The organism is Acinetobacter sp. TR11 (genome assembly GCF_027105035.1).
Lineage (GTDB): Bacteria > Pseudomonadota > Gammaproteobacteria > Pseudomonadales > Moraxellaceae > Acinetobacter.
On the sequence record NZ_CP114256.1, the window covers coordinates 1,672,759 to 1,689,483 of the forward strand.

At 37.3% G+C, this 16,725-nt stretch carries 11 protein-coding genes and 2 pseudogenes; 4 read left to right on the forward strand and 9 right to left on the reverse strand.

Annotation, left to right across the window (positions count from 1 at the left end):
• Positions 1 to 189 precede the first annotated feature (189 nt).
• The 5 genes from O1450_RS08095 to O1450_RS08115 all read right to left on the reverse strand — a co-directional run bounded on the left by O1450_RS08095 (position 190) and on the right by O1450_RS08115 (position 8,107).
• Complete coding sequence (locus O1450_RS08095) at positions 190 to 885, reverse strand: GntR family transcriptional regulator (RefSeq protein WP_269228028.1); 696 nt, start codon at positions 883 to 885, stop codon at positions 190 to 192.
• 11 nt (positions 886 to 896) lie between these two features.
• Complete coding sequence (uca, locus tag O1450_RS08100) at positions 897 to 4,502, reverse strand: urea carboxylase (RefSeq protein ID WP_269228029.1); 3,606 nt, start codon at positions 4,500 to 4,502, stop codon at positions 897 to 899.
• A gap of 15 nt (positions 4,503 to 4,517) precedes the next feature.
• A complete protein-coding gene (gene atzF / locus O1450_RS08105) occupies positions 4,518 to 6,344 on the reverse strand; it encodes an allophanate hydrolase (protein WP_269228030.1) in 1,827 nt (608 codons plus the stop codon).
• Between the two features lie 237 nt (positions 6,345 to 6,581).
• Positions 6,582 to 6,938 (reverse strand): winged helix-turn-helix domain-containing protein, encoded by a 357-nt coding sequence (locus tag O1450_RS08110; RefSeq protein ID WP_269228031.1) that lies wholly within the window; start codon positions 6,936 to 6,938, stop codon positions 6,582 to 6,584.
• A gap of 59 nt (positions 6,939 to 6,997) precedes the next feature.
• Entirely contained in the window at positions 6,998 to 8,107 is a 1,110-nt protein-coding gene (locus O1450_RS08115) for an S-(hydroxymethyl)glutathione dehydrogenase/class III alcohol dehydrogenase (RefSeq protein ID WP_269228032.1), read from the reverse strand.
• A 166-nt stretch (positions 8,108 to 8,273) separates the two neighbouring features.
• On the opposite strand from O1450_RS08115, the gene O1450_RS08120 reads away from it, so the two are divergent.
• Entirely contained in the window at positions 8,274 to 9,785 is a 1,512-nt protein-coding gene (locus O1450_RS08120) for a phospholipase D family protein (protein WP_269228033.1), read from the forward strand.
• A 119-nt stretch (positions 9,786 to 9,904) separates the two neighbouring features.
• Positions 9,905 to 10,393, forward strand: a pseudogene (locus O1450_RS08125) (pyridoxamine 5'-phosphate oxidase family protein).
• Here the strand turns inward: O1450_RS08125 and O1450_RS08130 are convergent.
• Both O1450_RS08130 and O1450_RS08135 read right to left on the reverse strand, forming a co-directional pair.
• Complete coding sequence (locus O1450_RS08130; protein WP_269228034.1) at positions 10,390 to 11,013, reverse strand: class I SAM-dependent methyltransferase; 624 nt, start codon at positions 11,011 to 11,013, stop codon at positions 10,390 to 10,392. The pseudogene O1450_RS08125 and the gene O1450_RS08130 sit on opposite strands and share 4 nt — an antisense overlap.
• Before the next feature lie 24 nt (positions 11,014 to 11,037).
• Positions 11,038 to 11,628 (reverse strand): uracil-DNA glycosylase family protein, encoded by a 591-nt coding sequence (locus O1450_RS08135; protein WP_269228035.1) that lies wholly within the window; start codon positions 11,626 to 11,628, stop codon positions 11,038 to 11,040.
• 396 nt (positions 11,629 to 12,024) lie between these two features.
• Here O1450_RS08135 and O1450_RS08140 point away from each other — a divergent pair, with 396 nt between their 5' ends.
• Positions 12,025 to 12,657 carry a glutathione S-transferase family protein gene (locus O1450_RS08140; RefSeq protein ID WP_269228036.1) on the forward strand — a complete coding sequence of 211 codons (633 nt, stop codon included), beginning with the start codon at positions 12,025 to 12,027 and terminating at the stop codon, positions 12,655 to 12,657.
• A gap of 66 nt (positions 12,658 to 12,723) precedes the next feature.
• On the opposite strand, the pseudogene O1450_RS08145 reads toward O1450_RS08140, so the two are convergent.
• Positions 12,724 to 13,729, reverse strand: a pseudogene (locus O1450_RS08145) (IS481 family transposase).
• 277 nt (positions 13,730 to 14,006) lie between these two features.
• On the reverse strand, positions 14,007 to 14,768 hold the full coding sequence (locus O1450_RS08150) for a hypothetical protein (RefSeq protein WP_269228037.1): 762 nt from the start codon (positions 14,766 to 14,768) through the stop codon (positions 14,007 to 14,009).
• A gap of 340 nt (positions 14,769 to 15,108) precedes the next feature.
• On the opposite strand from O1450_RS08150, the gene O1450_RS08155 reads away from it, so the two are divergent.
• Positions 15,109 to 16,713: a GMC oxidoreductase gene (locus O1450_RS08155; protein ID WP_269228038.1), complete on the forward strand. Its 1,605-nt coding sequence runs from the start codon at positions 15,109 to 15,111 to the stop codon at positions 16,711 to 16,713.
• Positions 16,714 to 16,725 lie beyond the last annotated feature (12 nt).

The window sequence follows — 16,725 nt, forward strand, 5'->3', positions numbered from 1 at the left end:
AAAAAAACTTATTACTTAACAATACATTACTACCTATAATTTAGTTTTTATGATCTGTACAACAACTTAACTCAATAAGTTTAAAAACCCTATGCCTAATAAAGAGACTTCCCTCTTGAATGCTGTAGGCAATGAAGCGATGCTCATTCCAAGTACAATAACAATTGAAGCATTGAACTAATTTTTCACTCAGTAGAATTGACTCGAATCTAACATCTGTAAAGTAATTTTTTTTACTTCATCACGACTTTGCATGATATGTGCTTCAATCGCCTGAATAGCCTCATCTACTTTACGATTAAAAATATAACCCAGTATTTTTTGATGCTCCTGATAAGTCGCCTCAACGCGATAATCTTTTGAGAAGTCTAAACGACGAATAATACGGATTCGCTCACTCAAATCACGATGAATTCTCGCCATTTCATTATTTCCAGAGGCACGAACCAATGCGCAATGGAAATCTTCATCTTGTTGTGACAGTTGTTTAATGTCTTTTAGGTATTGATGAGGTTCAATCAACCATAAATCTTTTAAAACAGATAATTCAACCGAGTTTTGATGATCCATCTGACAAAGTTTACGAATCGAATCTTTTTCTAATACGATCCTCACATCATAAAGTTCTTCATAATAACGAAAATTAAGCGGTCGGATTTGCCAACCGCTACGAAAACTCACATCAACATAACCCTCTTGTTGCAAACGATACAGCGCTTGTCGGATTGGGGTGCGACTTACATCATAAGCTTTTGCAACTTCAGATTCAGTGAAACGTTCACCTGGCATCAGTTTGAAATCAAAGATATCATTCTTGATGCGTTGGTAAACCAGCTCAGACAAATTGTCTGAGCTTTTTGTTGTTTTTATTTTGATTTCTTTCATGCAACCTTGCCTTATTCCATATAAACCAGTGGTTCACCACTATGTACAGTTTGCCCTGCTCGACAAATAATGGCTTTTACAATGCCATCTTCTTCTGCATAAACAGGAAGTTCCATTTTCATTGCTTCAATAATAGCAACAGTTTCACCTTTTTTAACCTCTTGACCATGTTCAACAAAAATTTTCCAGATATTACCTGTCATTGATGCATTTAACGATGCTAAATGACTGTAATCAGAGTAGTTATTTTCTTGAATCTGTTCTTCAGGTTGAGCCGCGAACTCCTCTTTCCAAAGATCAACTTCAGTCGTAAATGCTTGTTGTTGCTTAGCTTTAAACTCGGCAATACTCTCAGCTTCATCATCTAAAAATTTTATATAATCCGCATAATCGAATTCTGTTTCTTCAATCTTGATCTCAGCACGACCATTTTCAAAGTCAGCACGCCATTGATTCAGTTCTTCTTCTGTCACTTCAAAATATTTGATCTGATCAAAGAATTGTAAGAACCATTGTTTATCGCCAAATTGTTTGTTTTTCTTAAACTTGTTCCAAATTGGTAAAGTACGTCCTATCAATTGATAGCCGCCCGGTGAATCCATGCCGTAGATACACATGTACATACCACCAATACCAACTGTTCCCTCTGCGGTAAAGGTACGTGCTGGATTATATTTAGAACTGAGTAAACGATGGCGTGGATCGATTGGCACAGCACAAGGTGCCGTTAAATACACATCACCCAAGCCAAGAATTAAATAGTTCGCATCAAAAATAATATCTTTAACTTCATTTCGATCTGCTAAACCATTAATACGTTGGATAAAATCAACGTTGTTTGGCAACCACGGTGCTTTAGAGCAAACACTTTCTTGATAGCGTTCTACAGCTCCTAAAGTTGCACTATCTTCAAATGCCATCGGCAAATGTACGATCCGAGATGGGATTTTTAATTGGCTGAGATCACCCATCTCTTCTTCAAGATGAAGTAATCGAGTAATCAATTGTGATTGTGGAATCACTAAGCCATCGTATTTAATCTGTAGTGAACGAACACCCGGCGACAGTTCCAATACGCCTGCAATTTTTGCATCACGAATCATTTGAATCAATTGATGCACACGTAAACGTAAAGCTAAATCTAAAACATTTTCGCCATACTCTAAGAGAATATAACTATCACCTGCTTGGCGATACACTGTTTTTGGTGACAATTCGGTTGGTTCACGTTGTGCCAAAATCGTACTGACAACCTCTTGAACTGGCTCAATCGTTTCTACAACTTTGCTTGCTTCTGCAAAGTTTTGGATATTTTCAATTTGCTGACGTTCAAGTTCATTGGCTTGTTCAACCGTAATTGGATAAAAGCGAATTTTATCATCAGCTTTTAGCTGTCCTACTTTCCAAAGTTCTGCTTTGGCAATCGTCACAGGACAAACGAAACCGCCTAAGCTTGGACCATCTTTTGCCAAAATTACAGGGAAATCGCCTGTGAAGTTAATTGCACCGATCGCATATTCACAGTCATGGACATTGGATGGGTGTAAACCTGCTTCACCGCCATTTTCTCTAGCCCAGCTTGGCGTTGGTCCTGATAAACGTACACCTAAACGATTTGAGTTAAAGTGCACCGTCCACTCTGATACAAAAAACTCATCTACATATTCAGGTTTAAAGAAATCTGGTGCGCCATGCGGACCATATAACACCGCAATTTCCCATTCATTGGTGTATTCCGGAATCAAGTCAGTCGACAATGCTTGAGGCATATCATGAGCAAGTGGCAGTTCTGCACTCGCAAATGCTGGATCAACCATTTTAATCATGTCGCCGACACGTAAGGTGCGACCTGCATGACCACCAAAATTACCAAGCGCAAAGGTAGAGCGACTGCCCAAATATACTGGAACATCCAAACCATTTCGTACTGCTAAATATGTACGACAACCTGATTCAACTTGACCGATTTTTAGAATTTGTCCTGCCTTAACTTCAACAGGTTTCCAAAAATCAATTTCCTGCTCATCTAACAACGCAGTACAGCTTGCACCCGCCAAAGCAATAATCGTATCTGTATGAAACTTTAATGTTGGTCCAACCAAGGTAAACTCGAAACCTGCTGCTTTAGCATCATTTCCAACAATACGATTGGCGAGCTGAAATGCATAATCATCCATTGGACCTGATGGCGGTACACCAATATCCCAGTAACCTGTACGACCCGGATAATCTTGAATTGAACTCAACGTCCCTGCTTGAACCACTTCAATCACGTTTGGAGTGTAATTGAAATCATCTAACATTCTTGTCCAAATTTGCATAGACTCAAAGCGCTGATCTGAAACAATCGCACGTGCGTAATCCAAGTTTGTGCTGATGCCATTTAAGCGAGTTTCAGCCAACACATTCTTTAATTTTTCGATAGCACTAGCACGATCATCAGCATGTACAATAATCTTGGCAATCATTGGGTCGAAGTATTGAGAAATCTCTGTGCCTGTTTTAACCCAAGTATCAACACGTGTTCCCTCTGGAAAGGTGACTTCAGTCAACACACCGGGACTTGGTTGGAAATTTTTCACAGGGTCTTCGGCATAAACTCGGACTTCAATCGCTGCACCTTTAGGCTGAATATTGCTGAGATATGCCCAATCAAGTTCATCACCAGCAGCCACTTTGAGCATACATTCAATTAAGTCTAAACCTGTAACCATCTCAGTGACTGGATGCTCAACTTGTAAGCGTGTATTCACTTCTAGAAAATAAAACTCATCTCGATTGGCATCGTAAATAAACTCAACCGTTCCCGCACTACGATAATTAACGGATTTCCCCAGTTCTACCGCTGCCTGATGCAGTTTTTTACGTGTCGCTTCAGGTAAATTTGCGGCAGGCGTTTCCTCTACTACTTTTTGGTTACGACGTTGCAAAGAACAATCACGCTCACCAAAGGCAACGACTTGCCCTTTTCCATCACCAAAAATTTGTACCTCAACATGACGTGCTTTATCAATAAAGCATTCAATAAATACGCCTGCATCCTTAAAGAATTGTTCGCCCAAACGTTTTACACTTTCATATGCATCGGTTAAGGCTTGTGGCGTATCACAACGGGTCAAACCAATACCACCACCACCAGCGGTGCTTTTCAGCATAATTGGATAGCCAATACGATCTGCGGCAGTCAGTGCATCTTCTAAACTATCCAACAATCCTGTTCCCGGAGTCATCGGCACATTAGCATCAGCAGCCAATTCACGAGCACGATGTTTTAAACCAAACTCTAAAATTTGCTCGGCCGTTGGCCCCATAAAGGCAATGTTATTTTCCTCACAGGCACGGGAAAAATCAGCACTTTCAGAAAGAAAGCCATAACCAGGAAAGATTGCCTCAGCACCAGTTTGTTTAGCTGCCTGAATTAATTTTTCGATACTCAAATATGTATCGGCTGGTTTTAAACCATCTAATGCAATTGCAATATCAGCATCTTCAACATGTTGCGCATAACGATCACTATCCGAATACACAGCAACACTGGTTACACCTAATTTTTTAAGTGTGCGAATCGCTCGAACAGCAATTTCACCACGGTTTGCAATAAGTACAGTTTTAAACATGATGATTTCCCCTAATTAATTCGCTGTGTTTGCTGCTTGACTGTTACGATGCTGGATATAGGCTCTCCATCCACCAAAATGACTAATATTCTCTGCATCATCTATGCCATAAGGCTCACAGATAAAACCTTTCACCCAGCGCCCATCTTCTAACTCGACATTACCCATGCCTAAAGGTGTCGGAATTTCAGCCACAAATTCACCAAATCGAGCAGTTGGGACATCCCAAAGTTCAACAATAATGTTTTGTCCGTCTTGCTGACGTGCTAATCCCGGTTTTGGTGGAACAGTACCGTTCAATGCATACAGTGCGTAGTTTTTAGAGGTCGTTGTGGTTTCGATATGCACGGCATCACGTGTGGTGAGCTGAAAATTCAGCGGCATACCTGTCAAATGAGCACCGACGACTGCAACGCGAATATGATGTTGCGAAATAGGTGTAGCAGAATTTAAAGGTAGCGTTTTATCCAATGCCCCTAATTTCAGTGCAAGATAGTTTTGCCAAGCCTTACCAAAATGAACTAATGCTGCATCGTGCCAAGCTGGCGCAATTAAAGTGATACCAAATGGTAAATGATCTGCTCTAAATCCTGCTGGCAATGCCAAAGCACTCAGATCGGCTAAATTAGTAAAATTGGTATATGTTCCCAAACGAGCATTATATTCAATCGGATTTTGTTCAAGCTGCTCAGTGGTATAAATTGTGGGTGCGGTTGGAACAATTAAGGCATCAAAATCAGCCAATCTTTGTTGGATTTTTCGAGCTAAATCTTGTTTTAAATATTCTGCATTGTAAGCATCCACCGCTGAATATTTTTCGCCGTTTTTAATAATTTCTAATACCGTTGGATCAAAGTCATCAGTATTGCTGTTGAGTAAATCTTCAATGGCTGCGGTACGTTCTGCCACCCATGAACCTTGATAAAGTTGCGCTGCCAGTTGCTCGAAATCTGCGAAATCAATTTTAGTAATTTCAGCGTTTAATGACTCAAGTAATTGAACTGTTTGCTGAAATGCTTTTTCAGCCTGTTGATCACCAAAGAAATTTAGTTTTTCTGGAATGGCAAATTTTAATTTGCTAGAGAAATGTGCTGGCACATTCTTTGGGTGCTTACGTGAATAACTATCCAACGGATCATATGCTTCTAAAATATTTGCAACCAAGTCTGCATCTGCAACGGTTAAAGCAAAGATCGAAATACAATCTAGAGTTTTACATGCAGGCAATAAACCACGATTTGAAAACCGCCCTTTGGTTGGTTTTAGCCCCACAATATTGTTAAACGCTGCGGGCACACGTCCTGAACCTGCGGTGTCTGTACCTAATGCAAATGGGACAAATCCACGCGCAACCACGCTTGTTGAACCGGAACTTGATCCACCGCTGATATATTCAGAATTAAAAGTATTTGCAACAGCACCATATGGAGAGCGAGTTCCCACTAAACCTGTTGCAAACTGATCAAGGTTGGTTTTACCAATTACGATAGCACCCGCTTGTTTTAACAAACACACTGTTTCAGCATCTTGTGCTGCAACAGTAGTTAAAGCTTTACAAGCTGCGGTAGTTACAAACCCTGCAACATCAATATTATCTTTTACTGCAAATGGAACACCGTAGAGTGGAAATTTTTTTTCTAAACTTTCAGCTTCTTTACTTAACTCATCGAGAACTTGAATTTGCTGTTCAATCTGTTCTACCGTCGCAATTGAAATCCATGCATTGTCTTGAGGATTAATTGATGCAACTAAATCTTTTAAAGTATCAAGTTGAATCTCATTTTTTGAATAAGCCGTTTGCCACTCTGAAATTGTCCAACCTAAAGTTTTTACTTCATGCATTTTATGAATCCCATCTTGTATACAAGTTTGAATTTTTAAAATGCAGAATCCATGCCAATTTATTTTATATATTTAAATCAGGTGTTTATATTATTTTATAGATATATTGTTTTTACTAACTTTAATCTTGGTGCTTAAAAGGCTTTGTTTTAATGCAAATGCTCCAAAACTTAGCAAAGAGCATTTTTGTTTATCAAAAGTTGCTCAAATTCAGATTTAATCAATTATTCTTATAGTTTATTGTTTTATTTTTAGATAGTTGGATAACTCCTCAAACTCTGAGGCTAAAGTTTGAGTAGCTTGTTGCTCCATTGCTCTATATTTTTTTAATACCACTTGCCCTAGCTCTGTTACTAATGCACCGCCACCGTGCGTACCACCAGTTTGTGTTTCAACAAGATGTGAATGAAAACATTGATTCATGGTATCTACAAGTTGCCAAGCTCGACGATAACTCATATTCATAGATTTTGCGGCTTGAGAAATTGAGCCTGTACGTTGAATTGCTTCGAGTAATTCAGCTTTACCTGGACCAAAAGCAATTTGCTCCTCAGCTAAGATTCGGACATGTAATTTTAAACGTGGTTTGGACATCAACTTATACTCAAAGATTTGATGATGCGCTACACATCATCAAATCGAAACATTCACAATTAAAAATGAATCACTGTACGAATCGACTTACCTTCGTGCATTAGATCAAAAGCATCATTAATTTCTTCAAGCGACATGGTATGAGTCACAAATGGCGCAAGTTGAATTTCACCTTTCATTGCATCTTCAACCATTTTAGGTAATTGAGTACGCCCTTTTACCCCACCAAAAGCTGTTCCCATCCATTTACGACCTGTTACTAATTGGAATGGGCGAGTTGAAATTTCTTGCCCTGCACCTGCTACACCAATAATCACTGATTGTCCCCAACCACGATGTGCGCATTCCAATGCTGAGCGCATGACATTGGTATTTCCAATACATTCAAAGGAATGATCAACGCCCCAACCTGTCATTTCGACAATCACTTGCTGAATTGGCTGCTCATAATCTTTTGGATTTAAAAAGTCAGTTGCACCAAATTGTTTGGCCAATTCAAATTTTTCAGGATTGGTATCAACGACAATAATACGTCCAGCTTTGGCTTGACGTGCGCCTTGTACCACAGCAAGACCAATACCACCCAAACCAAATACCGCAACACTATCACCCGCTTGAACTTTCGCCGTGTTATGTACTGCACCAATACCAGTCGTTACACCACAACCTAGCAAACAGACTTGTTCAGGATTTGCTTCAGGATTGATTTTTGCTAAAGATACTTCAGCAACAACGGTATATTCACTAAAGGTTGAACAGCCCATATAGTGATAAACTGGTTGACCATTATAAGAGAAACGCGTTGTACCATCAGGCATCACACCTTTACCTTGAGTTGCACGAACTGCAACACACAAATTGGTTTTACCTGATTTACAAAATAAACATTCTTTACACTCTGCGGTATAGAGTGGAATGACATGATCACCCACGGCAACACTCGTCACGCCCTCACCAACTTGAACAACAATACCAGCCCCTTCATGACCTAAAACTGCGGGGAAAACACCTTCAGGATCATCACCAGATAAAGTAAATGCATCGGTATGGCACACACCTGTATGGGTAATTTTAATCAGTACCTCACCTGCTTTAGGTGCTTCAACATCAAGCTCTACAATCTGTAATGGTTCACCTGCGGCAAAAGCAACGGCTGCACGAGATTTCATACCTTCATCCTTATAGTCATGTTTTATGTTTGTGTAACAGTTAACTGATTTTATGCTGATATTCAACATCTTCAAGTAGATGTAATGCTATCTTTACATAAGTAGACAACATTTCACGATAAAAATGATAAAGAATCTATATCACCTTAAAACTATATCGATTGTTATGGTATTGAGTTTAAGTGCCTGTGCTTTGCCGCCTAATCAAAACCATGATCGGAGTGAGCCTTTGCCAATAAAAACAAAGTGGATGAATGATCCCCAAGCTGATCTTAATATTAAACAAGGTTTGACTGCTTTTTTAGCATTAGATGATGCATTCCTCAGTATTGCATCTCGTATTCACTTGATTCGAAATGCAAAATATCAGGTTGATTTACAATATTATATTTGGAAAGATGATGCGATTGGCAATCTTATGCTGCATGAACTATTAGATGCAGCTGATAGAGGTGTAAAAATTCGGCTATTAATTGATGATCAGAATGGCATAAAACTTGATAAAACTTTGATGGCACTCTCACAGCATCCAAACTTTGAAATTAGGATTTTCAATCCCTATAAATTTAGACATCTTAGAGTCATAGATTATCTATTCCGATTAAACAAAATTAATCATCGTATGCACAATAAACTGCTGATCGCCGATGATGCAATTGCCATTACAGGTGGACGCAATATTAGTAGTGAGTATTTTGAAGCCAGTAACTATTTTCAATTTAGTGATATGGATATTTTATTCTATGGCAGCGCAGTTTATCATGCAGAACAAAGCTTTAAAGCGTTTTGGGATAATGATTTAAGTTATTCAACGACACAATTGATCGGTACTGGGCAACCTCAACAGCTTGAGCAACTTAGACAAAAATTTGAACAACTTGATCAGACCAATACTTGGACAGAAAATAAACTTGAATCTGCACAAGACTTTTTAAAAGAACGTCTTCAGCATTATCCTATTCAATGGGCAAAGGCACATTTCGTTGCCGATCATCCCAATAAAATCTTAGGTCAGGCAAAAGATCAAGAACTGATTTCGTATCAAATGCTCAAAATCTTAGGTAAACCTGAACAACATATGGAACTGGTTTCTGCTTATTTTGTTCCAACACAACGTGGAACAGAATATTTAAGCCAACTTTCGAACAATGGGATTAAAGTTCGTGTACTAACCAATAGTTTAGTTGCAAATGATGTTGCTGTCGTTCATTCGTTTTATAGTAAATATCGTAAGCCACTCTTGCAAAATGGAGTTCAACTTTACGAATTTAAACCCAATATTGAACGAACAAAGCGAACATGGTACGAAATTGCAACTGGTAGTGTGATTTCTGTAAAATGTAAAAATCGTTCGAGTTTGCATGCTAAATTTTTTGATGTAGATGGTAAGGTTTTTATTGGTTCATTTAATTTTGACCCAAGATCAGCTTATTTAAACACCGAAGTCGGTTTAGTGGTTGAATCCGATCAGCTACAAAATCAAATTACGGCATTACTTGATCAACACTTACTTCAAGTTGCTTATCAACTTAAACTTGACTCAAATGGCAATATCGTTTGGTATGAACATAAACAAAATGGCGAAATCGTAAAACATTACCATGATCCTGAAAGTACAAATTTTCAAAGATTTAGTACCAAGTTTGTTTCCTATTTTCCAATTGAGTGGATGATGTAAGATACTGATCGATCTATTCTGATTGACTAAATTGACAATTTATTCTCAACTAAAGACTATTTTCTTTAAGTCTATATATGCTAATTATTATATGAATAAACAATAACAAGGATAAAGCGATGATTTCAGAAAAAAACTGGAAAAACATCTAACAAGTCTTCAAAGCAGCACAAAAGGCTTCCCTACATTCCTCGATTGCAACAGTCGATCAATTTGGTCAACCTTCAATTACACCTATCGGCACAGTTTTTTTAAATAAAGATCAAACAGGTTATTTTTTTGATACTTTCACAGAAAAATTAAGTACTAATTTAGGTCAAAACTCAAAAGCATGTATTCAAGCAATCAATAGCAGTAAGTGGTTTTGGTTAAGCTCACTCATTCAAGGCAGTTTCACAGATTATCCTGGTGTACGCTTATATGTAGAGATCGGAGACTTACGCCCAGCAAATAGAGAAGAACGATTCGCTATAGCTCGCCGTATTCAACCATTACAATGGACAAAAGGAAGTCAACTTATCTGGTCTGAATTTACACATGTTCGTGACATCAAAATCAATGAATTCCGCTGGATTAGATATCCAAAAATGATGGAGCATTTAATTTAACTCAAACTCATTTCGAATAAACATAACCCTTCTATTTCCAATGGCATCTTGATCTCTTGAAAAGATGCTTGGCTAAGCGCATCCAAGTGCTCTTGTTTATTCATATAGAGTTGATCATTTTGCATTACATGGGGCGCGCACAAATGATCACAAACTAAATAGATGCCATCAGGATTCAACAAAGTTCTGACGATCTTATGAAAATTAGCTGCATATTGTTTGTGTCGAAGTTCATGCAGTGCTTGATGGATGATAATAAAATCATATTTTCGATCTAAAGCATTTTGCCAATTAGATTCTTTAAAATTTCCAACAAAGTATTTTGTTCGAGATAGTTCTGATACATTCAACTTGTTTTGTGCAAGCTGATGCATGACTTCAGAAAAATCAAACGCCGTATATTCGATATGATCTAACTGCGACAACAAATGTTGAGCTAGAAAACCTGGACCAGAACCTAATTCCAATATGTGACATGGATCAGAATGATAAGTTCTTATTAACTCTACATAATAATCAAAAAAATCTTTTCGCCATGGGCGTTTTACATTTGCCGTCTCTTGCCATTCCAAAGCATCTTCGTAGTTTCTTAAATCAATTGAACTAGATACATCATTCATATAATTCCCCTATTTTTTATATATTTAAACCAACCCAATCGCTTGAAAAAATTGTTGATAAGCATCCGCTTTTTTGTCTAATGCCAACGGATAGGCCCGTGAAGATGACGGCAAGCGATACAAATTCAGTTCACGATTGGCATAATTCACTTGTACTGATTGCCCAATCATGGGTTTGTTTATTTGTTCAGGAAAATGCTGCATCAAAGTATCAGTTGCTTTATCTCCTGTGGTCATAATCGTATGACACATTGGAATTTTCCCAAGCAATTGTGATAAATCAGTTACCGTAACAATTTCTAAAAATTTATCAGAAGCATTGCCTTGCAGTCGTTTCACTTGATAAGCCGTATCAAATATTGCTATTCCAATCTTTGTGAGAAAATCACGAATTTGTTGTTCTTTAAAACGCTTATTTGGTAAATCTAAGAAGTGATCTTTATCTTCGAAAAAAATGAGCCCAAATATACGCCACATATCATTTTGGTAGTTTGGATAGTAAAAATCCATTTTCCATCGGCTCTGAGGTGGTGGAAAACTCCCTAACATCAGTAGTTTGGCATTATGTGGTAAAAATGGTTGTAATGGGTGAGTTTCTATTTCTATATCAGTCATTTATATACAGAACCAATTTTAAAATTGAGTACAAATTTTTCATTATTTTATAGAATTTTCAAGTTTGTTGCTTAGCTCTTTTTATGCTCAAAAAAATAATCTTCACAAAATTTCCGCAAAATATTCTCAATATTTTTTTCTTTGATTTCGTTCTGATTTTACTGAATTAACATTAATAGATTGAGCAATGCAGCAATAAAAAACCACTCTTTAAAGCGGTTTTCTACATTGATTTATCACTCTAAATATTGAAAACATCTGATTTTTCACATTTGCTATACCATTTGGATTGTTATTCATAAGTAGATAAACAGCAATATGATTTGACTTAAGTGTATATTGTAAACCGTAAAATTTAGGGAAATTTCCCATAAAGTTTTTAAGACAGGAATCATCATGATCACATTACATCACTTAGACCAATCACGTTCTTTCCGCATTTTGTGGTTACTAGAAGAAATCAAACAACCGTATCAATTGCAACGCTATTACCGTGACAAAAAAACGCATTTGGCACCTGAGTCATTAAAAAATATTCACCCTCTAGGGAAATCTCCCGTGATTGAATGGCAAGGTAAAGTCATTGCAGAATCAGGGGCTATCGTAGAGTTACTAATTCAAAGACTTGCACCACATCTAGCACCAGATACAGATGCAGCTAGTTATGCAGATTACCTACAATGGATTCACTTCGCAGAAAGCTCAGCAATGGTGCCATTTTTATTAAAAACGTTTAATCAAATAGAAACTAAACACGGCACAAAATTAGCATTTCTAGAAAACTATACTCAAATCGAGTTTGATAAAGTTTTTGGATATTTAAATGATTATTTAAAAGATAAATTATTTTTAGTAGACGATCGTTTAACTGGCGCAGACTTTATGATGGGGTTTGCACTTCACGGGTTAATTCATCATATGAAACAAGGTGAAAGATATCCCCATATCAAAAGCTATGTCGAACATTTGAGTTCTCTACCAAGTTGGAAAGCCGCCGTAAAAATTGAACAAAATGGTGTAGTTATCTAAAAACGATAAAATGTATTAGCTCAAACCTGATCTGACAGTTATCGATATTTGCTTAAGACTGTCAGGTTAAATTTGAGCTAAATTCTTTCAGCCCAACTACGCTTTCCATCAAGTAATGTTGCAAATGGTGTTCTGCCATTGCACACCTTGCCCTGATGGATTAGTTCAGTATTATAGAATTTCAGCCAACTGCCTAGATCAAGCTGTAACTCTTCTAATGAACTATAAAGTTTCTTTCGAAAAGTAATCTGATAAAACTCCTGAAAGATCGTCTTATGGAAGCACTCGCATATTCCATTTGTTTGTGGTGAGGCTGCTTTCGTTTTAGTGTGATCAATATCATTCAGCGCTAAATAAAGCTCATAATCATGATGTTCAACCTTACCGCAATATTCTGTACCTCTGTCAGTCAGAATACGAAGCACTGGCAATTCTTGGGACTCATAGAATGGCAACACTCGGTCATTCAATAAATCTGCGGCTGTAATAGGCGTATTGGTTGTATACAGCTTACAATGACCACTTTGCTATAGGTATATAAAAGTTTGCTGATAAATACGACCAACGCCTTTTAGATTTCCGACATACAAAGTATCTTGCGCTCCAAGGTATCCTAGATGATGCGTTACAATTTCACCACAAGCAAAATCATCTTCATGTTTACGTTATAATGCAGAAATCTGCTGATCATTCAACTGAATACCTTCTTGAGCAACTTTCATTTCAAGTGCCTTTAATCGCCTTTTGAAATTCTCAAGATTGTGTCTAAGCCAGATAGAGCGTACACCGCTGCCAGATACAAAGATGCCAATCTGACGTAGCTCATTACTGGTCCTATGCTGACCATAAGCTGGATATTAGATTGCAAAATCAACAACAGTTTGTTCAGTTTGCTCATCCACTCGGTTTTTTAAATTTGGAGTTCTGCGACTTTGATTGATGAGTGCATCCATATTGCCAGTACTGGCTAGTTCTTGATAGCGATAGAAGGTATCCCCATGACTTTACAAGCTTTGGATACGTTCTGGAGTTCTTATGCTAAATTCAGCAGACCGACTTTGTGTTTAATAATTTGATTGTTTCAATAGTCACCAAAATTCTAGACACACATTACATTTTTGAAGGCATTAAAAACGCTCACATTGCTGTGAGCGTTATGCTTCATCTCGTCTTTCCGAGTGTCAGTCGTTAGCCTCGTTAGGTGATGGAAAAACCTACCTAACTTCATAAAAAAACTACTTAACTTGTACTCAAAAATCAATATTTTTATTTCGTATTTTTTTGATAAATATCACTTTTATTTCACAAGATATCTGTATTGAGTAGTAAATACTAATATTCTATATTTACTAAAGTATTATCAGGTTTTTCCTAAAAACCTCAGTATCTTCATAACCTTTGGTTGTTTCTAAAGATTCACTTTCATCAATTGCTGGAACTGCCTCAGACATCAACAAACCTCTTGATCTGTTTGGAGAATTAAAGGCATAGTACAACTCTTGGCATTTTTGGATTATCTCTTCATAGCTAATATCTTCATTCTCAGCCCTAATTGTTTCTTGATATACAGAAATGAAATCATTTATCGATACTTTGCTCATATCAACTATAGATCTATAGAGAACAAACGTACCAATCTTCTCGCATTTAGTTTTTATTAAAGATTGGCTCACTACACGAGACCAGCCAACGAAATCTAATCGAATAATCGAAACACCTTCCAAAATTACAAAATTTCTTTGAATTTTATGTTCTGCTTGACCAGATGAGCCGAACAAGGTTTTTACGTATCCCGATAGGATGGTAGTTACAACTTCTGTTTTATTTTCATGAACAAATCGCTTAATTGAGTCTTTGACGACATTACGAATAGATTTTTCATCTTCAGCCTTATAAGCCTTGGAGTGATAAATAAATGATTGTATGCAATGTACAGGAAACGATTTATCACCTCCAATACCGGCCGACATTAAATCAATTTTTATCTTTTCTGCATAATATTCAGCCTTTGCATCTGCGAGAGCAATCAAAGTATCTAAATGTGCATTACACTCCTCCTTTAAATCCCCTGCGATATCTTGTCGGATTAATGCTTTAGTTAAATATGCCAATTTAATAGTCCTCAGTATTTTTTATTAAGACTTATATAAAATTAAAAAATAATCAATATATTTCAAATATTTATTTAGAATTATCAAAATCTACTTAGGCTATTTACATTTCACTAAAATATTTTATGTCGCTTTATGAATATTGATTGTCTTTTTCTGCTATGCAAACAACAAAATAATAAATCACGATGAACTTTTAAAACCATTCAATGGAAATTTTCAGCTTCTTCATCTATCTCACTTTTAGTACGACTCCATTTTTCAAAAAAGTCTTTAAAAATGGTCATTGTTCAAACTCACAGATAGATTTTAAATCGCTGAAATATAGGAGTTTTCCCAAATGATTAAAGACGATTATGACTTTGACTATCTCATTATTGGTTCAGGATTTGGAGGAAGTGTCTCAGCACATCGACTTTCAGAAAAAGGATATTCCGTCGCAGTGATGGAAATGGGAAAACGTTGGGAAGCGAAAGATTTTCCCAAAACCAATTGGAATACCCCAAAATGGATCTGGCGCCCTGCTGTAAATTTCTTTGGATTTTTTAATTTACGTATTTTTAGGCATGTTGCAATTATCTGTGGCAATGCTGTTGGCGGTGGTTCTATCACCTATGCCAATACATTATTAGTTCCTCCGAGTAGCGTATGGAGTGAAGGGAGTTGGGGCAAAATTCCGCACTTAAAAGAAAATATGCCTCAATATTTTGCTGAGGCAGAAAGAATGTTGGGGGTAACGGACAATAAAATATTTGGGCCTGCTGATCATATGCTCAAGAAAATGGGAGATGCTGTCGGTGTTGGGCATACCTTTAAGCCAACACGAGTTGCAACCTTCTTCCCTCCTCAAGGTGAACAAGGCGGTAAAACCTATCCCGATCCTTATTTCGATGGAAAAGGTCCAGACCGCTCAACCTGCACCGCTTGTGGCGGCTGTATGACGGGCTGTAAACATAATGCTAAAAATACCCTAGATAAAAACTATTTGTACTTTGCTGAAAAACAAGGCGCGAAAGTTTTTGCTGAAACGAAGGTCATTGATATTCGCCCTCTAAACAATAAAGTTGATGGAAGTGATGGTTATGCTGTAACCACAATTCATTCAACTCAATGGGGACATCGAAATAAGCGTATTTGGCAGGTTAAAAACGTCATTTTTTCAGCTTCATCGCTTGGAACACAAGAATTGTTGCTACGTCTAAAAGATAATAAAACTTTACCCAACATTTCCAACCAATTAGGTACACAAGTACGTACTAATGCGGAATCTATTTTAGGCGTTCGTTTCTTCGAGAAAGAGATTGATATGAGTCAAGGTGTAGCGATTGGTTCAAGCATTTATCTTGATCATAATACTCATATCGAAGCAACTCGCTATCAACGAGGTTCGGATGGGATGGGTTTGCTTACAACTCACCTCGTCGGTGGAAAACCAGGTTTGTCACGCATTTTGTTATGGTTATGGGCATTGATCTGCCATCCGCTAATCTTCTTGAAAATGAATAATCCTTTTGGTTTTGCAAAACAGACGCTTATCTTTTTAGTCATGCAAACGGTTGATGCATCAATTCAAATGAAATTAAAAAGAAACTGGTGGTGGCCTTTTAGCAAAACATTGTCGTCACAAGGTCAGCCCTTACCTGTTTATATCCCACAGGCAAATGCCTTTAATGAAAAAGTTGCCAAAATGTTTAATGGGCATCCTATGATGACCAAAACTGAAATACTCTTTAATATTCCCTTTACTGCACATTGCATGGGTGGCTGTGCAATGGCAACTTCGGCTGAAGAAGGTGTGATCGATGCACAAAATCGCGTATTTACTTATAAAAATATGTACATCATTGATGGTGCAATGCTAGGAGCAAATTTAGGTGTTAACCCAAGTTTAACCATTACCGCCTTAGCAGAACGAGCAATGTCTTTTATACCGCCTAAAAGTTAAGACTATTCTTCT